Below are 16,801 nucleotides of genomic sequence, written 5' to 3' on the forward strand. Positions count from 1 at the left end.
AATCGTGGCCTGAAGGACACACCGGGGCCAAGGGGAGGATTTATGACGACGACGCACATCGCCCGCTGGGCATCGCTGGCGACGCTGGCCGTCGCCATCGCCACGACCGCCACCGCGCGACCGCCGCGTGCCGCACCGACGGTTCGCGACGGCGGCGGCAGCGCGGCGCGTGCACGCGCCGACGCGCTGGTCGCGAAGATGACGCTGGATGAGAAGATCGCCTTCCTGCACGGCCTGTTCCCGCCGATGGCAGCGGGCAAGACCGGCAACGAGCTGATTCCGTCTGCCGGCCATATCGACGGCCTCGCGCGGCTCGGCATCCCGCTGGTGCGCGAAAGCGATGCGTCGCTCGGCGTCGCCAACCAGGTCGAACAGCGCAAGGGTGACGTCGCCACCGCGCTGCCCTCGGGTCTGGCCACCGCGGCCAGCTTCGATCCGGCGATCGCCCGCGCCGGCGGCACGATGATCGGCGCCGAGGCGCGAGACAAGCGCTTCAACGTATTGCTTGCTGGCGGCGTCAATCTGACCCGCGATCCCTGGAACGGCCGTAATTTCGAATATCTCGGCGAGGATCCGCTGCTCGCCGGCATGCTGGCCGGCGCCCATATCGCCGGCGTCCAGTCGAACCGCATCGTCTCGACCGTCAAGCATTTCGCGCTCAACAGCCAGGAGACGGGCCGCATGGTCGTCGACGCGCGGATCGGCGAGGCGGCGCTCCGGATGAGCGACCTGCTCGCCTTCGAGATCGCGATCGAACAGGGCAAGCCCGGTTCCGTGATGTGCGCCTATAACAAGGTCAACGGCGACTGGGCGTGCGAGAACAAGCACTTGCTCACGGACGTGCTGAAGCGCGACTGGGGCTATCGCGGCTGGGTGATGAGTGACTGGGGTGCTGTCCATTCAACCGCCAAGGCCGCCAATGCTGGGCTCGACCAGCAATCGGGGCAGGAGCTCGACAAGGCGCTGTATTTCGCCGAGCCGCTGAAGGCTGCGGTGGAAAAGGGCGAGGTGCCGATGGCGCGGATCGACGATATGGTAGCGCGCTACCTGACCGGGCTGATCGAGACCGGCGCGTTCGGCGATACTGTGCCGGCAAAGGCGGTGACGCCCGACTATGCCGCGCATGCCGAGGTGGCGCAGCGCGCTGCGGAGGCGGGCATCGTTCTGCTCAAGAACGACGGCGACCTCCTGCCGATCGCGCGGGTCGCGAAGCGCATCGTCGTGATCGGCGGCAATGCCGACGTCGGCGTATTGTCGGGCGGCGGATCGTCACAGGTCCGATCGGTTGGCGGTGCGCCGGTTGAGATCCCGCTCGCCACCGGCGGGTCGGCGTCGTTCGCGCGCATCACCTATCACGCCTCGTCGCCGCTGCTCGCGCTTCGCAAGGCTCTGCCCGGCGTGCGGGTCGACTGGGTCGACGGCCGCAGCCTCAACGCCACGGTCGAAGCGGCCAGGAATGCCGACCTCGCCATCGTCTTCGCGACGCAATGGACGACCGAGGCGGACGACGTGCCCAACCTGAATTTGCCCAATCAGCAGGATGCGCTGATCGCCGCGATTGCCGCGGCGCAGCCGCATACGGTGGCGGTGATGGAGACGGGTGGCCCGGTGCTGATGCCGTGGCTCGACAAGGTGCCGGCGGTGGTCCAGGCTTGGTATCCCGGCCAGCGCGGCGGCGAGGCGATCGCCGCGATCCTGACCGGTGCGGTCAATCCGTCGGGGCGGCTGCCGATCACCTTCCCCGCCGACGCCTCGCAGCCGCCACGCCCGCATCCCGTTGGGCTCGACCGGCTGAGCGGGCTGGAGGCGGCTGCGGCGGCCAATCCGGCGGCTGCGTCGACCCATGTGCTGCAGAGCTTCCCGGTCGACTATGTCGAGGGTTCTGACGTTGGCTATCGCTGGTACGAAAAGAGAGGGCTGAAGCCGCTGTTCCCTTTCGGCCACGGCCTTTCCTACACCCATTTCTCCTATCGCAACCCGGTGGCGAAAGGCGGCCGCACATTGAGCGTAACGTTCGACGTCACGAATACCGGCGACCGCGACGGTATCGACGTGCCGCAGATGTACGTCGGGCGTGAGGAGGGGGGCGCTCCGCTGCGTCTCGGCGCCTTTACCCGGATCGCACTGAAGCGCGGCGAGACCCGGCGAATTACGCTGACCGCTGAGCCGCGCGTCGTCGCTGATTACGACACCGCGTTGCCCGGCTGGCGGATTGGGGCTGGGCGTTATCGGGTCGCAGTGGGACAGGATGCCGCTGACCGAACGACGATGTTGAGCGCCACGTTGACCGCCCAAACCCTCAAGCCCTGATCCTTTCACAAACGTTTGGCATGCGCTGAGGCTTTTGGAAACATATGGCACGGAACCGGAAGGCACCATGACCTTCATCGCTTCGTATATTGCTCTTCCAGAAGCTAAGGCGCTTGTCCTCCCGCTAGAGCTGAAGCCTGTCTTCGGCGAATGACGGGGGTCCGCTCTATTCTGCATAACGCATAGGGAGGTGAGAAGTGTTCGCTATGCTTCCTGCTATCCGGCATCGACGGATGGCAGGGGCAGGTAAGTGGAAAATGGCTTGGATGTCCTCTTATGAGCTGGCAGCCCGAACCGTCAGTTGTGCTCGGTCAGACGACAGGCACTTGCAGGTGATCCGAAGAGGATAGGTGCGCATGCGCCGCAATCCGCCGAGCCGCGTCCGCATCAGACCGACAGCTCCGCCATCATCTCCTGTCCCCGCTACGATCGTCGCGCCACCGCATTTGTCTCCGCCATCGCTCCCGCTGCCGCCCTAAAGGCAGACGGCGTGCCGACGGCCTTGTGTGTCGGCTTTGTATCAAAAGGCCCGATGCGACCGGCAACGATGCAATAATCTTTACCATTCTTGTTCTAAGCCCCTGGCGACAGGGGGTTCAGACACGATGGCAGGGGCATTCCGGGGGGCGGCGCAGCTTGGCCGCAGGCTTTGGCGCGATCGTCGCGGTTCGGCGATCACGCTGATGGTGGTCGGGCTTATCCCGGGGATCGCGGCATTGGGCTCGGCCATCGATACCGGTCGCGTCTACATCGTGAAGTCCCAGTTGCAGGCCGGTGTCGACGCTGCCGCGCTGGCCGGTGCCCGCGCCTTCGCGGTCGCTGACACATCGCCGGCGGGGCGCGACGCTCAGGCGATGGCCTATTTCCGGGGAAATTTTACCGACGGCTATATGGGCACCACCGGACTGACCGTGACGCCGACGTTCACGGCGATCGACGGTCGCAACAATACGACGGTGCGGGCCAGTGCGATCGTGCCGATGTCGTTCATGCGCGCCTTCGGCTTCGACCGGCAAACCGTCACCGCCGTCGCGCGGGCGGAGATCCAGCCGCATCCGCTCGAGGTGATGATGGTGCTCGACAATACGGGCTCGCTCAAGGACAATCTGCCCCGCGACGCCAATGGCGTGGTCAAGACGCGCATCACCGCGCTCAAGGATGCGGCGAAGAGCTTTCTCGGCGTACTCTATCAGGGCGGCACGGCGCGGCCCGATCTCGCGATGGGAATGGTGATGTATGATATCACCGTCAACGTCGGCAAATTGCTGCCGAACTGGCAGTCGCCGACCGTCATCCGGCAGCAGTTCGCCTTCAATGACCAGTATATGGCGCAATATGGCGGATCCTGGCCGGCCAATCATCTCGCCTGGAAGGGATGCGTCTTCGCCGATGACAGCGTCAAGGATCTCAACAGCACGCTGACCTATCGCGAGCCGGATGCCTGGGATATCGATCGGACCTTACCGGGGGAGGGCGGCCACCCACCGCTCTCACCCTATTTCATTCCGCCGATGTACGTCCCGCAGCTCGCGCAGGATAAGGCCACCGCCGCAGAGCGTGCCCTGAACACCGGCGGTTTCTACAAGGTCGCCGGCGTCGAGCCGAACAACAACCTGTACCGCCTCGACGCCACCTATGCCGACCCCATGCTCAACTACGACGCCTATAGTAACGATTTCCAGAACAACCCGTACCGGCGGTGGCTGTACATGATGTACATCGGACTGAACGACGGTGCCGGCAGTGCGGGCAACGACGTCATCACGCGCACCGATGGCAGTTATTATGATCCCGCGGTGGCTCCGTGGAATTTCTCGACGCGCACGGGCACGCCCTTCAAGATCAATTACGGACGGATTCCGAACTTTTCCACCGACTGGAAGGTCGCAACCGAATATAGCGTCAATCCGCTCGGCGGCAGCGTCAACGACGGCACCAAAAACAGGACCGAATTCCCGTCCCCCAATTGGCAATGCCCCGAAGAGGCGCTGCCGGTCGCGTACGGGCGGGACCGCAGCGCCTATACGACGATGATCGACCAGAAGAATGCGGCCATCTATCCGGCCAACGGCACGCTGCACCATGCCGGCTTGCTGTGGGGCTATCGGCTGCTCGTCCGCGACGACGTCTTCCGGCGGACGAACCCGTCGCGGGAATCGCCGAAGCGGGCGCTGGTCTTCATGACCGATGGCGAGACGGCGCTCGGCACCTCGCAAAACGGCTATACCGACCGGACCTGGACCTTCTACGGCAATTACGCCGACAGTCCGATCTCGTCGACGCCGGGCGGATTGACCGGCCAGTCCGAACGGCGCTTCGCCAAGACCTGCGCATCGCTGCAGGCGGAGGCGAATCCGCCGACGGTCTACATCGTCGCGCTCACGACGACCGATGCGAATACGCTGAGCATGTTCGAGAAATGCGCTCCGGGGCATGTCTATCGCACCTCCGATGCGGCGACGTTGACGGCGGCTTTCAACGACATCGCGGCCGAACTCGTCGATCTCCACCTGGTGCAGTGATGATGCGACCTGTCCTTCGCGATGCCCGCGGCGTCACCGTCGTGGAGTTTGCCATCATCCTGCCGGCGATGCTGACGCTGATCTGCGGCACGATCGAAATGGGTCATATGATCCTGGCGCGGCAGGTGCTCGAGGGTGCCGTCGTCGACGCCGCGCGCAAGGCGACGGCCAGTCTGGAAACCGACGAGACGCGTCGTCGGGATATCATGACCGCCAGTATCACCCGATCCATGGCCGCCTTCGCCACCGCGCCCGGACAGACGATGGAGATCCAGACCAAAGTATATGCCGACTTCAGCTCGGCCTATCCCGAAACCTACACCGATCAGAACGGCAACGGGCGCTATGACGCCGGTGAACCGTATGTCGACCGCAACCGCAACGGCAAATGGGACGATACCACGGCGAAGACGGGGGCGCTCGGTGGCCCCGGCGACGTCGTGAGCTATACCGTGCGCTTTCCCAAGCGGCTTTTGTTCGGCTTCGTCGGTCGGTTCATCGGGCGGAGCGTCACGCTGCCGCTCAGCGTGACGACCGTCGTCCGCAACGAAGCCGTGGTGCGCGGTTGAACCGGATGCCGCTTGCGCAGCCATTGCGACGGCTCGCCGGCGACACGCGCGCCGTGTCGATCCTGGAATTCGCGCTGATGCTGCCGCTGTTCCTCGGTTTTGCGCTCACCGGGATCGAATTTGCCAATTACGTCATGGCGAACAACCGCGTGCAGCGGCTGGCGGCGATGAGCGCCGATCTCGTCGCGCAGAGCGGCACCGGCAAGATCGGCATCGGTGAGGGGCAGGTCTACGATCTGTTCAGCGCGATCGATCTTTCCGCGCAGCCGTTCGATCTGCGCCAGTTCGGCCGCATCGTCATCACCGGGGTCCAGGGGACCGATTCCGATAATGACGGCACGATCGAAAATCGCATCCTCTGGCAAAGGTTCGATGGCAATTTCGTCACACCGCCGATGCTGGGCTGCAATCAGTCGACGTCGATCGCGACCTTGCCGCAAAATCGCCAGCTGATCCGGGACGAGATCCTGTTCCACGTCCAGGTGAGTTACAAATATCAGCCGCTGTTCAGCAGTGTTCCGTTCACATGGTTGACCCTGCCGACCAGCTTCACCCGCAGCGCCATGTTCCGCGCGCGTAACAAGGATTTCACGACGCCGACGCCGGATAGCCGTTTCCCGCCGAAGAAGTATTGTACTTCTGCAACGGGGCTGTGAGCCGACGAGCATAACGTTCCGCGGCTCCTGGCGCGGGTCAGGCGGCCGTTCCTTGAATCCGGAACGGCGCGGTGTGCGGCAGACTCCCTACGCATCCTGACGGAAGCAGGAGTGATAGATGCGGTCGAGCAGGCTGCTGAGGACCTGAAGGTCGTCGGGGCTCAGCGCGTTGAGCACATCACGCTCGACGGTTTCGAGCTTCGCGAACAACCGGTCGAGCGCCGCTTCGCCATCACCGGTGACGTAGAGCGCGTGGCGTCGACGGTCCGCGGTCAACCGGCGGCGTTCGGCGAGGCGCAGGCGTTCGAGGTCGTCGATCACCGCCACCGCGGCGGACTTGTCCAGCCCGACTTCGCGCGCCAGCGTGCCCTGCGATACGCCGGGATTGGCCGCGATCACGGCCAGGGCCGAGAATTCACCGGGGCGCAGCCCGAGCGCGACGCTTTCCGCCGTGAACGCGCTGGACAGGTAGTTCTGGATGCGACGGAGCCGGAAACCTATGAAATTGTCGAGGCGGCCGAGCGACATCGGCTCTGTAGGCGCGGGAGCGGGCATGGCCTTCGGCTGTAGAGGCTGATCCCCCGGAGACAAGGCAGAACCGCGCACCGGTACATCGGCATCCCCCGGCGGCCTTCGGGCCCGGCTGTAAGACGGGCATGCCGCGCAGCGACGCGACCGATGTCAGCGGCGTCCGCCCGCGCACGCCATGCCGGTGCGGCTGTGTCGCGTGCGGCAGGCGGAGGCTCAGCCGCTGCCGTCGTCGGTCAGCACGACCCAGTCGTCCGCCCACGTATAAGCGAGCTCGGGCAGCCCGGCGGCGATGCCGATCGCGTCGATGTAGCGGGCGACGGCCTCCGCCCGCGGCCCGGTCGCCGGCTCCGGGCGGCCGGGCGGGGCGCTCCACATCGGGCGGAAGCCGGCTTCGATACGCCCGTCGTCGCCGATCCGCAGTCGCGCGATCAGGCCGTTGACCGCCTCGGGATGAAAGGGGGCGAGCGGATAGGCGGGGTCAGGCTCGAAGCCGAACATCCGCTGCCGCCGCTCCGCCCATTCGGCGCGCGCGGGATGATCCTGCGCCGGGCTGAGCGCATGCGTGACGACCACGCCATTGCCGAGACCGTGGAAGATCGGCCGGCCGCGATGGAATTCGATGCCGCGCGCGATGTGCGCATGATGGCCGATGACGGCATCCGCGCCGGCGTCGATCGCCGCACGGGCGAGCGGGCGCTCATAGGGAGCGAGCGCGGCGGGGCGGTGGGTGATGCCTTTGTGCAACGCGACGAGGACGATATCGGCGTCCCGTCGGGCCGCGGCGATCGCTGCCTGCATCCGCGCAACCGAGGCGGGATCGGCTTCGGTCAGATCGGCCTGCGGCCGCGTCGGGCTGCCGTCCGCCGTGGCGACGCGAACGAAGGCGCAACCGGCACGATCATCCCCAGCCCAGGCGATCTCCGGACCGACGCAATTGTAGCTGAGCAGCGCGATCCGCCGCCCGTCGCAGATGACGATCGCCGGTGCCTCGGCCGTCGCGCGATTGCGATCCGCACCGGCGTGCGCGATGCCGAGCCGGTCGAGCTCGGCGATCGTATCGGCGATGCCGATCGCGCCGCAATCCGCGATATGGTTGCCCGCCGTCGACAGCAGCCGGACGTTCGCCCGCGCGATCGCGGCGAGGTGCGCCGGGTCGGCTCCCGGTGCGGGAACGTCGCCGGACAGCTCTTCGCCGCGGCGGGTATGCGGCACTTCGAGATGGCCGATGGCGAGATCGGCCTCGCGCGTCACTGCGGCGACGCCGCCGATCCAGTGATCGGGGTCGGGGACGTCGAGGATGATGTCGCCGAGCATCATCACGTCGAGCCGGTTCATGCCACCACTCCCTCACGACGCAGGTCGGCGATCTGCGCCGCGTCGAGGCCGAGTTCGCCCAGCACCGCGTCGCTGTGGCTGCCGAGCACCGGCACGGTCGCCGGCGGATGGTTCGCCGTGGCGAAACCGGCGCCGACCACCGCCAGCGGCCGGTCCCAACCGGGCAGTACGACCGGATGCAACGTGCCGCGCTCGGCAAGATGCGGATGCTGCGCGATCTCACCGACCTCGCGCAGCATCGCCGCGGGTACGCGTGCGGCGGCAAGCCGCGCCTCCAGCTCCTCCGCCCGCCAGTCGGCGAGCGTCACGGTCAGCCAGTCGCGCAACGCGTCATAATGGGCGACGCGCGCGTCATGCGTCGCAAAGCGCGGATCGGTCGCCATGTCCGGATGGCCGAGCACCGCGAACAGCGTTTCGACCTGCTGCTGGGTGTTGGCGCCCAGCGCGATCCAGCCCGCCCCCGTCGGATAGAAATCGGCAGTCGCGACGAGGCGGAAGCCGCGATTGCCCGTGCCGCCCGGCGTCCGACCGGTATAGGAATGGACCGAGACGCTGGTGTTGACCAGCTTGAGCGCCGCGTCGAGCATCGCCACGTCGACATGCTCGCCGATGCCGGTACGGTCGCGCCGACGCAACGCGGCGAGCAGGCCGATCGTGGCGAGATAGCCGGTAAACCCGTCGACGATCGGCAGGCCGATCTTCTTGGGGCCCTCGGCATCGGCGTTGAGCAGCGCGATCCCCGACATCGCCTGCGCAATATGATCATAGGCGCCGCGATCGGCGAGCGGCCCGGTCTGGCCGAAGCCGGTGATCGAAACGAGCAGCAGCCGCGGGCAACGGGCGTGCAGCGCGTCGAAGCCGAAGCCGAGCCGGTTAAGCGCGCCGGGTCGGAAATTCTCGACGAGAATATCGGCGCGCTCGACCAGCCGCCACAGCACCTCGCGCCCCGCCGCGGTCTTGAGGTCGAGCGCGAGCGAGCGCTTGCCGGCGTTCATCGCCGCGAACGGAATGCTCAGCATCGGTTCGCCGCCATGTTCGGTATAGTGGCGGAAGCCGTCGCCGGTTGCCGGCGGCTCGACCTTGACGACGTCCGCGCCCAGCTCGACCAGCATGTTGGTACAGGTCGGCCCGGCGATCGCATGGCTGAGGTCGACGACGCGCAGGCCCTCGAGGGCATCGATCATCGTGTGCTCCTGTCGCCGGTGAAGACGCCCGCGTCGGCAAGCGCCTGTTGCGCGGCGACGTCGAGACCGAGTTCGGTAAGGATGTCACTCCGTTCCGCACCGGGCAGGCCGGCGGCGCGGTGCGCGGGCGGGTCGATGCCGGCGATGTGGAACGGCGTGCCGATCTGCTCGACCGCTCCGTCGCCGACCGGCAGCGTGACGTGCATGCCGCGCGCCCTCGCATGCGGGTGGCGCAACGCCTCGGCGGGGGTGAGCAGCGGCATCGCCTGCGTGTCCGCGGCGGCGAGCAGGTCGAGCCAGGCGTCGCGCGGTCGGGTGCGGAAGAGTGCGGCGAGATCGTCGTGTATCGCCGGATGCGCGTCGCTGTCGAACTGCCGCGCGGCATAGTCGGGGCGGTCGACCGCGGCGCAGAAACGCTGCCAGTAGCGCGGCTCCATGTCGGTGGTGCAGAGCCATCGATCGTCGGCGCAGCGCCAGACCCCGCCCTTGGGATGCCAACGACCGTCGACCGGGGGAATGGCGTCGGGTGCCGAGCGGCCGAGCGCCACCGCGATCAGCGGCAACGCCGCATCGGTCATCGCAATGTCGACCTGCGTGCCCTTGCCGGTCTGCGCGCGCTGCTGCAACGCGACGAGCATCGCAATTGCCGCATGCGATCCGGCGAGCACGTCGGCGACCTGCACACCGGGCAAGGTCGGCGTCGCGGTGCCATTGAGCCGCGACAGCGCCCCGGCGAGCGCGAGCGCGGCGGGATCGTGGCCCGCGCGGCCGTGCAGCGGGCCGGTCTGCCCGGCGAAGGACATCGAGCAATAGATCAGCCGCGGATTCACCTTCGCGAGCGCCTCATAGCCGAGCCCCATTGCCGCCATCACACCGGGCCGATAGTCCTCGACCAGGATATCCGCGCTGCCGACGAGCGCGTGCAGCACCGCCTGTGCGGCGGGATGGCCGGGATCGATCACGATCGATCGCCGGTTGCGCCAATAGGACGGGCGGGCGCGGCGCAGCCGTGCCGTCGCGGGATCGTCGTCCTGCTCGAACATCCGCGCATGTTTGGCAAGTTCGCGCGGATTCTCGACGCGGATCACGTCCGCGCCCATGTCGCCGGCGATCCAGCCGGGATAGGCGCCGGGCAGAAATCGCGAAAACTCGATCAGGCGGAGCCCGGCGAGCGGCGCGGTCATGCCGTTGCCCCGCAGCGACGCAAGTCGGCGCACCGCGTCGCCGGCCCTTCGATGAAGGTGGTGATCCGTCGATCGAGCGCGTCGGCGGTGGCCGCGTCCATCGCGAAATTGTCGATGCCGAGTTCAAGCACCGGAATGCCCGCGGCGGCGAGCGCGCGCAATACGAACGGATCGGCATCGGCGAGCGCCACCGCGCCGTCGACCTGATGCGACTGCGCCTCGTGGACGTGCCACGGTCCGGCCCAGCTCGGCATGCGCAGTTCGTCGCCCATCGTCAGGAAGCGCGCCGCGAGCGCACGCATCGGATCGCGGCCGCGATCGAAGCGGCGGATATAACCGTCCGCGGCGAGCGCGAGGTACATCGACCAGACGAACACCGCGCCATGGCTCTCCTCCCAGCGCTGGTAGAACGCCGTCTCGCTCCACAGGCCGCGACCGACCCACATCAGCCGGACGCGTTCGTTCGGTACGGCGGCCGCCCCGGCAGCGACGCGGGCGGCGACCTCGTCATAGAAGGCGCGGGCGGCGTCGCGCGCCCAGACGGTGCCGCGGTGCCATTGCGGCACCATCGTCGCCGGCATCGAATCGACGATGCTGATCGGTGCGGGGACGCTGCGCGCGACCAGGTCGCGGGTGCGGCGGTAATAATCCTCCTGCTCGTTGACGAGGTCGAGCACGGCGACGAACCGCGCCTCGTCGAAGACGCGGCCGGTCGTCGCCTCCAGCGCCGCGATGACGTCGCGCAATTCGCTGACCAGCAGATCGATCCGTTCGGGTTCGAGCGCTTCGTCCCAATGGTCGGGCAGCACCTCCCACCAGCGCGTCTCGATGTCGAGCCGCGGATCGACGGTGCGTTCGTAGAGGAAGGCCCGGGCGCCGGTCCGAGCGGCCCAGGCGTCGAAGATGCCGATCGTCGCGTCGCTCGATCCGACTGCGTGGAGGGAATCGGGACGGGGCAGACCGCCCCAGACACCCTCTACGTCCATCGCCGCCGCAAGGCCTTGCGCGCTATACGCCTCGACATCGGTCGGATAGCCGGCGTCGCGGAGCAGCATGCGGTAGCGCTGCGTCTGCTGCTTGGCGGCAACGATCGACGCCCACCATTGGTTGACGACGAACGGCACGTCGAGCGCACGCAGGATTTCCTGCGGCGCATTGGCATTGACCATCGCGAAGGGCGCACCGGCGGCGACCTGCGCCCGCAGTTCGGCGAACCAGTCGCGCTGATAGGCACCGAAGCCGGCGAGTGCGGCGAGCGACTTGCGGCTGCGCGGCGGCGGCGCGGCGGCCGGTCGCGCCGGGGCAGGGTCGGCGGCGGCTGGTCCGTCGATCGTCCGCAGCGTCAGCGTCATGCCATCGGGCAGCGCGCGGGCGATCGCCGGCGCGGTCCAGGCGGCCGCCTCATCGGCATCGATCGTCAGGTGAACGATCGCCGCCGCACCGCAGGCTGCGGCACGCGCGACGATCGGCTCGGCGTCGGCAGTCGGGCGGCGTGCGGCGAGCGGCGCGAGGCCGGGCGCGGCAGCGGCGGCGCGGGTGGCGGGTGCGGCGGCGAGCAGGCGGCGATCACCCCATTCGTGGTCGTCGCCGACGATCGTATCACCGTCCGCCTCCAGTGCGCGATAGGACGCATCGCTTTCGGGCGCGCTGCCGGTCACGAAGACGCGCCGGCCGCTGGCGATCTCGGGCAAGGCGTCGAGTGCGGCGAGGAGTCGGGTGAGCTCGGCGGGGGGCAGGATCGTGCTCGCGCCGATGATCCGCAGCCGGTCGCTGCCGCGCAACTGCCTTTCCCCCAGTGCACGTAGGAGCGTACGGGCCGCTTCATCCTCCGCCGCGGCCTGCGCCAGGGCGGCATCGGTGGGTGCCCGTCCGCCCAGCGCGATCAGCCATGCATCAAGCTGCGCCAGCCGTGCCGCATTATAGCGGTGCGAGGCGGGACGATCGTGGTGAAGCAGATCGAGCAGGTGGAAATGCGCCGGCGCTGTTTCGCCGAGTCGGCGGCGCTCGCGCAACGCGGCGAAGATTTGCGCCTGTTCGGCATCGGCGCGGGTGATCAGCACCGCCTCGTCGAGGCGATCGGCGGCGAGCAGCCGCTCGACCAGCCGGTGCGCGCGCCGCCGCCCGGTCGCCGGACCCATGACCGCATCCGCGATCGGGGTGGCCGGTCCCTCCGTCGCGGCAAGGCGGACGGGCGCAAAGCCTGCCGCACGCAACCAGGTGAAGGGCGCGTCGCTGCCGATCGTGCGGATGACGCGCACGCCCTCTGCGGCGAGGCGGTCCGCGACCGCATCGGGGTCCGCATAAGCGGCGGCGATGGCGGCGAGCGCGGCGGCGGCGTCCATCAGATCACACCCGCATCGCCGAGCGCGCGCAACCGCTCCTCGTCATAGCCGAGCAGATCGCGGAAGACGTCGCGATTGTGATCGCCGATGCCGATCGGCAGCGTCGCATCGAATCCGGTGCTCGCTGCCGAGAAGCGGATCGGGATGCCCGCGGTCCGCAGCTCCGACTGATGCGGATAGCGGGGATGCGCGATCGGCATCGTCTCGCCGCGCCCCATGACGCGTGGATCGCTCAGCGCCTCTTCCGGATGACGCACCGGCGCGACCGGCACGCCTTCGGCTTCGAGCCGCGCCACCACCTCGTCCACCGCGAGCGTGCGCGACCAGGCGGTGATCGCCGCCTCCAGCGCCGGCGCGTTGGCGACGCGCGAATCGCGGGTGGCGAAGCGCGGGTCGGCGGCGAGGTCGGGCTGACGCATCGCGCGGAACAGCCCCTGCGCGAGCTTCTCGTGCACCGCGACGATCGCGACATAGCCGTCGGCGCATTCGAAGACGCCGAACGGCGACAGCCGCTGGACGGTGAGGCCGGTCCGCGCCGGCATCCCCGCGGCGGCGAGGGCCGACCAATTCTCGATCGCGACGAACGAGGTCAGTGCGCCGAGCATCGAAACGTCGACGTGCTGGCCGACGCCGCTGCGATGCCGCTGTTCGAGCGCGGCGAGGATGCCGATCACCGCGAACACCGGCGCGAGCATGTCGGCGATCGGGATGCCCATCCGGACCGGCGGCGCGTCGGGAGCGCCACTGGTGTACATCGCCCCCGACAGCGCCTGGATGATGACGTCCATCGCCTTGCCGCCCTCCGGCGCGTCGGCGCCGAAACCCGACAGCGAGCAATAGATGATGCCCGGATTGGCCTCGCGCGCGACGGCATAGCCGATGCCGAGCCGGTCGGCGGTGCCGGCCGTGAAATTCTCGACGACGATGTCGGCGGTGCGGCACAGATCGGCGAACACCGTCTGCGCGCCGGGTGCCTTGAAGTTGAGCGATACCCCCTTCTTGCCGCGGGCTCGCGACAGATGGGAGATCGACACGTCGTCGTCGTGCATCCGTTCGATGCTCACGCCGTCGCGACCGACATAAGGGCTGTTCTCCCGCGCGAGATCACCGCCGCGCGGATCCTCGATCTTGATCACCTCGGCGCCGAGGCCGGCGAGCAGCAACGTCGCATAGGGTCCGGCGAGTGCGCGGGTGAGATCGATGACGCGCAGGCCCTCCAGCGGGCGCGGCGGAGTGGAGGTATCAGTCATGGGCACCTTGCGGATCGGAGGAGGGGCAGGCGGTCGGCATGCTGGCGCGATGCGCCGCGATCAGGCGTTGCGCGGCGGCGAACAGCGGCGTGCCGTCGCGGCCGTAGCGAGCGAGGTCGCGGGCGATGCGCGCGGCATTGGTGTTGTAGAGCGTATCGAACCCGCGCTGGTCGGCGGGGTCTATCGGCAGGAAGGCGACGCCATGGCTTTTGCCGAAGGCGATGCCGGCGCGTTCGGCGGCGTCGATCTCGTCGATCAGGGCTGCTTCCCACACGCCTTCGCTGTCGGCCAGCAGCCGTTGCAAATCGGGCGGCAGCGTCCGCCAGCGACGCAGGCCGATCGCCCGCGCCGGATAGGAGCCGCGGCTGACCTTCAGCGTGGTGAAGAAGCGCGCGACCTCGGCGAAATGAAGGCTCTTGAGGGTATCCGCGGGGGCGACGACACCGTCGATCACCCCCTTGGCGAGCGCCGAATAGACGTCCGCCATCGGCATATCGACCGGATCGGCACCGAGGGCGCGCAGCACCTCGAGATTCTCCGCCGGCGCGCGCAGGCGCAGGCCGCGCAGGTCGGCGAGGCGACGGATCGGGCGGTTGCGGGTCAGGATGCCGGGGAAGTTGCCGGGCTGAACGGCGAGCACGCGAAGGCCGCGCAGTTCGTCGTCCAGAGCGGGGAAATGTGCGGCGAGACACTGATAGACGGCGATCTGTTCGGGCATCGATGCGACGCCGCCGTAGAAGCCGGCCTGCGCGCGCTGGGTATGTGCGCCGCCGCGGGTGTAGATGGGGGTGATCAGGCCGATGTCGGCGACGCCGTGGCGGATCTCCTCCATGCTCTGGTCGCTCGACAGCAGCGCACCGGCCCAGAACGGCTTGATGCGCAACCGCCCCGCCGAGGCCTGTTCGACGTGACGCATCCAACGGATGTCGGCGCGGCTGAACGGATGGCCGGGCGGATAGGGACTGGCATAGGTCAGCGTCGTCACGCCCGCCGGCGGGGCCGGTGCCGCGCCGCAGGCGGCAAGCAGCCACAGCGCGGCGAGGGCGGCGAGATGGCGGATCATGCGAGCGCTCCGGGCAGCCACAGCACCACCGCCGGCACCGCGATGAGCAGCGCGAGATGCAGGAAGTCGGCGAGCAGGAAGGGGACGATGCCGCGGAAGATCGTGCCGAGCGGAATGTCACCGGCGATCCCCTGGATGACATAGACGTTGAGCCCGAGCGGCGGGTGAACGAAGCCGATCTCCATCGTCCGCACCAGGAAGATGCCGAACCAGATCGGACTCAGCCCGAGCTGGTGGACGATCGGCAGGAAGATCGGCGTAGTGAGCAGCATCAGCGCGAGTCCGTCGAGGAACGAGCCGAGCAGCAGCAGCACCAGCGCCATCGCGATGATCGCGATCGTCGGCCCGGCGTCGAGCCCGGCAACGAGGTTGGACAGCATCGCGGCGATGCCGGTGACGCTGATGAAGGTCGCGAACAGCAGCGCGCCGATCACGACGATATAGATCATGCCGGTCGTGCGCAGCGTCGCCTCCAGCGCGCCGCTCACCGCCACGCGGGTCAGCCGGCCGCGCTTCCAGCACAGCGCGAGCGCGGCGACCGAACCGACCGACGCCGCCTCGGTCGGGGTGAACCAGCCGACGAACAGGCCGCCGATGACGAAGACGATCAGCAGCCCGACGTCACCGATCTTGCGCAACGCCGGCCAGCGCTCGCGCCACGGCGCGCGTGCTGCCGGCGGCCCGAGTTCGGGGCGGAGGCGGCAGAGCAGGGCGATCGTCGCGATGTAGAACAGCGCCTGGGTGATGCCCGGCACGATCGCGGCGGCGAACAGCTTGCCGATCGACTGTTCGGCAATGATGCCGAAGACGATCAGCGCCCCCGACGGCGGCACCAGCGACCCCAGCGTTCCGCCGGCGGCCAGCGCGCCGGTGGCGAAGGAGGGGGCGTAATTCGCCTTGCGCATCTCGGGCAGCGCGACCGAGGTGATCGTCGCCACGGTGGCGAGGCTCGACCCGCTGATCGCGCCGAAGCCCGCGCAGCCGCCGATCGAGGCCATCGCCAGTCCGCCGCGGCGATGGCCGATGAACCGTGCCGCCGCGTCGAAGAAGTCGCGGCTGGCGCCGGCGGCGAAACAGAGATGCGCCATCAGCACGAACAGCGGCAGCACACCGAGTTCGTAGCGCGAGATCGTATCGAAGGTGATGACGCCGACCTTGATCAGCGCCGCCTCGGGCGACAGCAGCAGCGTCAGCCCGACCCCGCCGACCAGCGCCAGTCCGACGCCGATCGGGATGCCGAGCGCGAGCAGGGCGAGCAGCACGAGGATGCCGCCGCCGCCGATCCATTCGGACGCGATCACGGCCGCGCTCCGCGCAGCGCCCGGCGGGCGAGGATCAAGGCGGTGGCGATCGCACCGGCGATCCAGGCGGCGCGCAGCCAGCGCAGCGGGATATGGAGGATTTCGGTCAGCTCGAATGCCGACCAGAGATCGGCGAGCAACCACGCCGAACCGATCGCGATCCACAGGAAGATCAGCGCGCTGACCGCATCGGCGCCGCGCAGCAGCCGGGCCGATGCGGCGGCATGCAGCCGTTCGAGCAGGATGTGCACGCGGGCGTGACCATCGACGATCGTGGTGAGCAGGATCGCGCTGGTCGCGACCAGCACGATACAGGCCTGGACGATCTCGATCGCGCCGAACAGGCGGATACCGGCGTGGCGACCGGCAACGGCGAGCGCGTCGGTCGCCATCGCCCCGAGCAGCCCCGCCGACCCGATCGCGAGCATGGCCCGCGCCAGCCGCGACCGGCCCGCCCTCGCCGCCGGCATGGGCTCGAGGTCAGCGGTGACGAGCGGCACGCGTGGCTCGGGCCCGATCGGCGTGCCGTCGGCGGCATTCGGGTGATCGGTCAC

The 16,801-nt window shown here is 68.5% G+C and carries 13 protein-coding genes; 4 read left to right on the forward strand and 9 right to left on the reverse strand.

The features are described from left to right. Positions 1–42: 42 nt before the first annotated feature. From V8201_RS04500 to V8201_RS04515, 4 genes are all read left to right on the forward strand, one after another. Positions 43–2,310 carry a beta-glucosidase gene (locus V8201_RS04500; protein ID WP_336544590.1) on the forward strand — a complete coding sequence of 756 codons (2,268 nt, stop codon included), beginning with the start codon at positions 43–45 and terminating at the stop codon, positions 2,308–2,310. Positions 2,311–2,915: 605 nt separating this feature from the next. After that, positions 2,916–4,832, forward strand: coding sequence for a pilus assembly protein TadG-related protein (locus V8201_RS04505; RefSeq protein ID WP_081793053.1), 1,917 nt, complete (start codon positions 2,916–2,918; stop codon positions 4,830–4,832). A gap of 2 nt (positions 4,833–4,834) precedes the next feature. Further along, positions 4,835–5,401, forward strand: coding sequence for a TadE/TadG family type IV pilus assembly protein (locus V8201_RS04510; protein ID WP_037534759.1), 567 nt, complete (start codon positions 4,835–4,837; stop codon positions 5,399–5,401). Positions 5,402–5,406: 5 nt separating this feature from the next. After that, the gene (locus V8201_RS04515) at positions 5,407–6,057 is read left to right on the forward strand and encodes a TadE/TadG family type IV pilus assembly protein (protein ID WP_037534521.1); all 651 of its coding nucleotides are present in this window, start codon (positions 5,407–5,409) and stop codon (positions 6,055–6,057) included. A gap of 87 nt (positions 6,058–6,144) precedes the next feature. Here the strand turns inward: V8201_RS04515 and V8201_RS04520 are convergent, their stop codons facing one another. The 9 genes from V8201_RS04520 to V8201_RS04560 form a co-directional block, all read right to left on the reverse strand. Next, the gene (locus tag V8201_RS04520) at positions 6,145–6,585 is read right to left on the reverse strand and encodes a MarR family winged helix-turn-helix transcriptional regulator (protein ID WP_051583450.1); all 441 of its coding nucleotides are present in this window, start codon (positions 6,583–6,585) and stop codon (positions 6,145–6,147) included. Between the two features lie 216 nt (positions 6,586–6,801). Further along, positions 6,802–7,923: a CapA family protein gene (locus V8201_RS04525; RefSeq protein WP_336544591.1), complete on the reverse strand. Its 1,122-nt coding sequence runs from the start codon at positions 7,921–7,923 to the stop codon at positions 6,802–6,804. Continuing rightward, positions 7,920–9,107, reverse strand: coding sequence for a CaiB/BaiF CoA transferase family protein (locus tag V8201_RS04530; RefSeq protein ID WP_336544592.1), 1,188 nt, complete (start codon positions 9,105–9,107; stop codon positions 7,920–7,922). Before V8201_RS04530 ends, V8201_RS04525 begins: the two co-directional genes overlap by 4 nt. After that, positions 9,104–10,291, reverse strand: a complete 1,188-nt coding sequence (locus tag V8201_RS04535; protein WP_336544593.1) for a CaiB/BaiF CoA transferase family protein — start codon at positions 10,289–10,291, stop codon at positions 9,104–9,106. The genes V8201_RS04530 and V8201_RS04535 overlap by 4 nt, the downstream gene beginning before the upstream one ends. Then, positions 10,288–12,633 carry a 2-hydroxyacyl-CoA dehydratase gene (locus tag V8201_RS04540; RefSeq protein ID WP_336544594.1) on the reverse strand — a complete coding sequence of 782 codons (2,346 nt, stop codon included), beginning with the start codon at positions 12,631–12,633 and terminating at the stop codon, positions 10,288–10,290. Before V8201_RS04540 ends, V8201_RS04535 begins: the two co-directional genes overlap by 4 nt. Beyond that, entirely contained in the window at positions 12,633–13,883 is a 1,251-nt protein-coding gene (locus V8201_RS04545) for a CaiB/BaiF CoA transferase family protein (protein WP_336544595.1), read from the reverse strand. Before V8201_RS04545 ends, V8201_RS04540 begins: the two co-directional genes overlap by 1 nt. After that, entirely contained in the window at positions 13,876–14,946 is a 1,071-nt protein-coding gene (gene dctP, locus V8201_RS04550) for a TRAP transporter substrate-binding protein DctP (RefSeq protein WP_336544596.1), read from the reverse strand. The genes V8201_RS04545 and dctP overlap by 8 nt, the downstream gene beginning before the upstream one ends. Beyond that, positions 14,943–16,247, reverse strand: a complete 1,305-nt coding sequence (locus tag V8201_RS04555; RefSeq protein WP_271300270.1) for a TRAP transporter large permease — start codon at positions 16,245–16,247, stop codon at positions 14,943–14,945. The genes dctP and V8201_RS04555 overlap by 4 nt, the downstream gene beginning before the upstream one ends. Next, positions 16,244–16,801 carry a TRAP transporter small permease gene (locus tag V8201_RS04560; protein ID WP_271300271.1) on the reverse strand — a complete coding sequence of 186 codons (558 nt, stop codon included), beginning with the start codon at positions 16,799–16,801 and terminating at the stop codon, positions 16,244–16,246. The genes V8201_RS04555 and V8201_RS04560 overlap by 4 nt, the downstream gene beginning before the upstream one ends.

This window comes from Sphingomonas kyungheensis (genome assembly GCF_037120395.1).
Classification (GTDB): Bacteria; Pseudomonadota; Alphaproteobacteria; order Sphingomonadales; family Sphingomonadaceae; genus Sphingomonas; species Sphingomonas kyungheensis.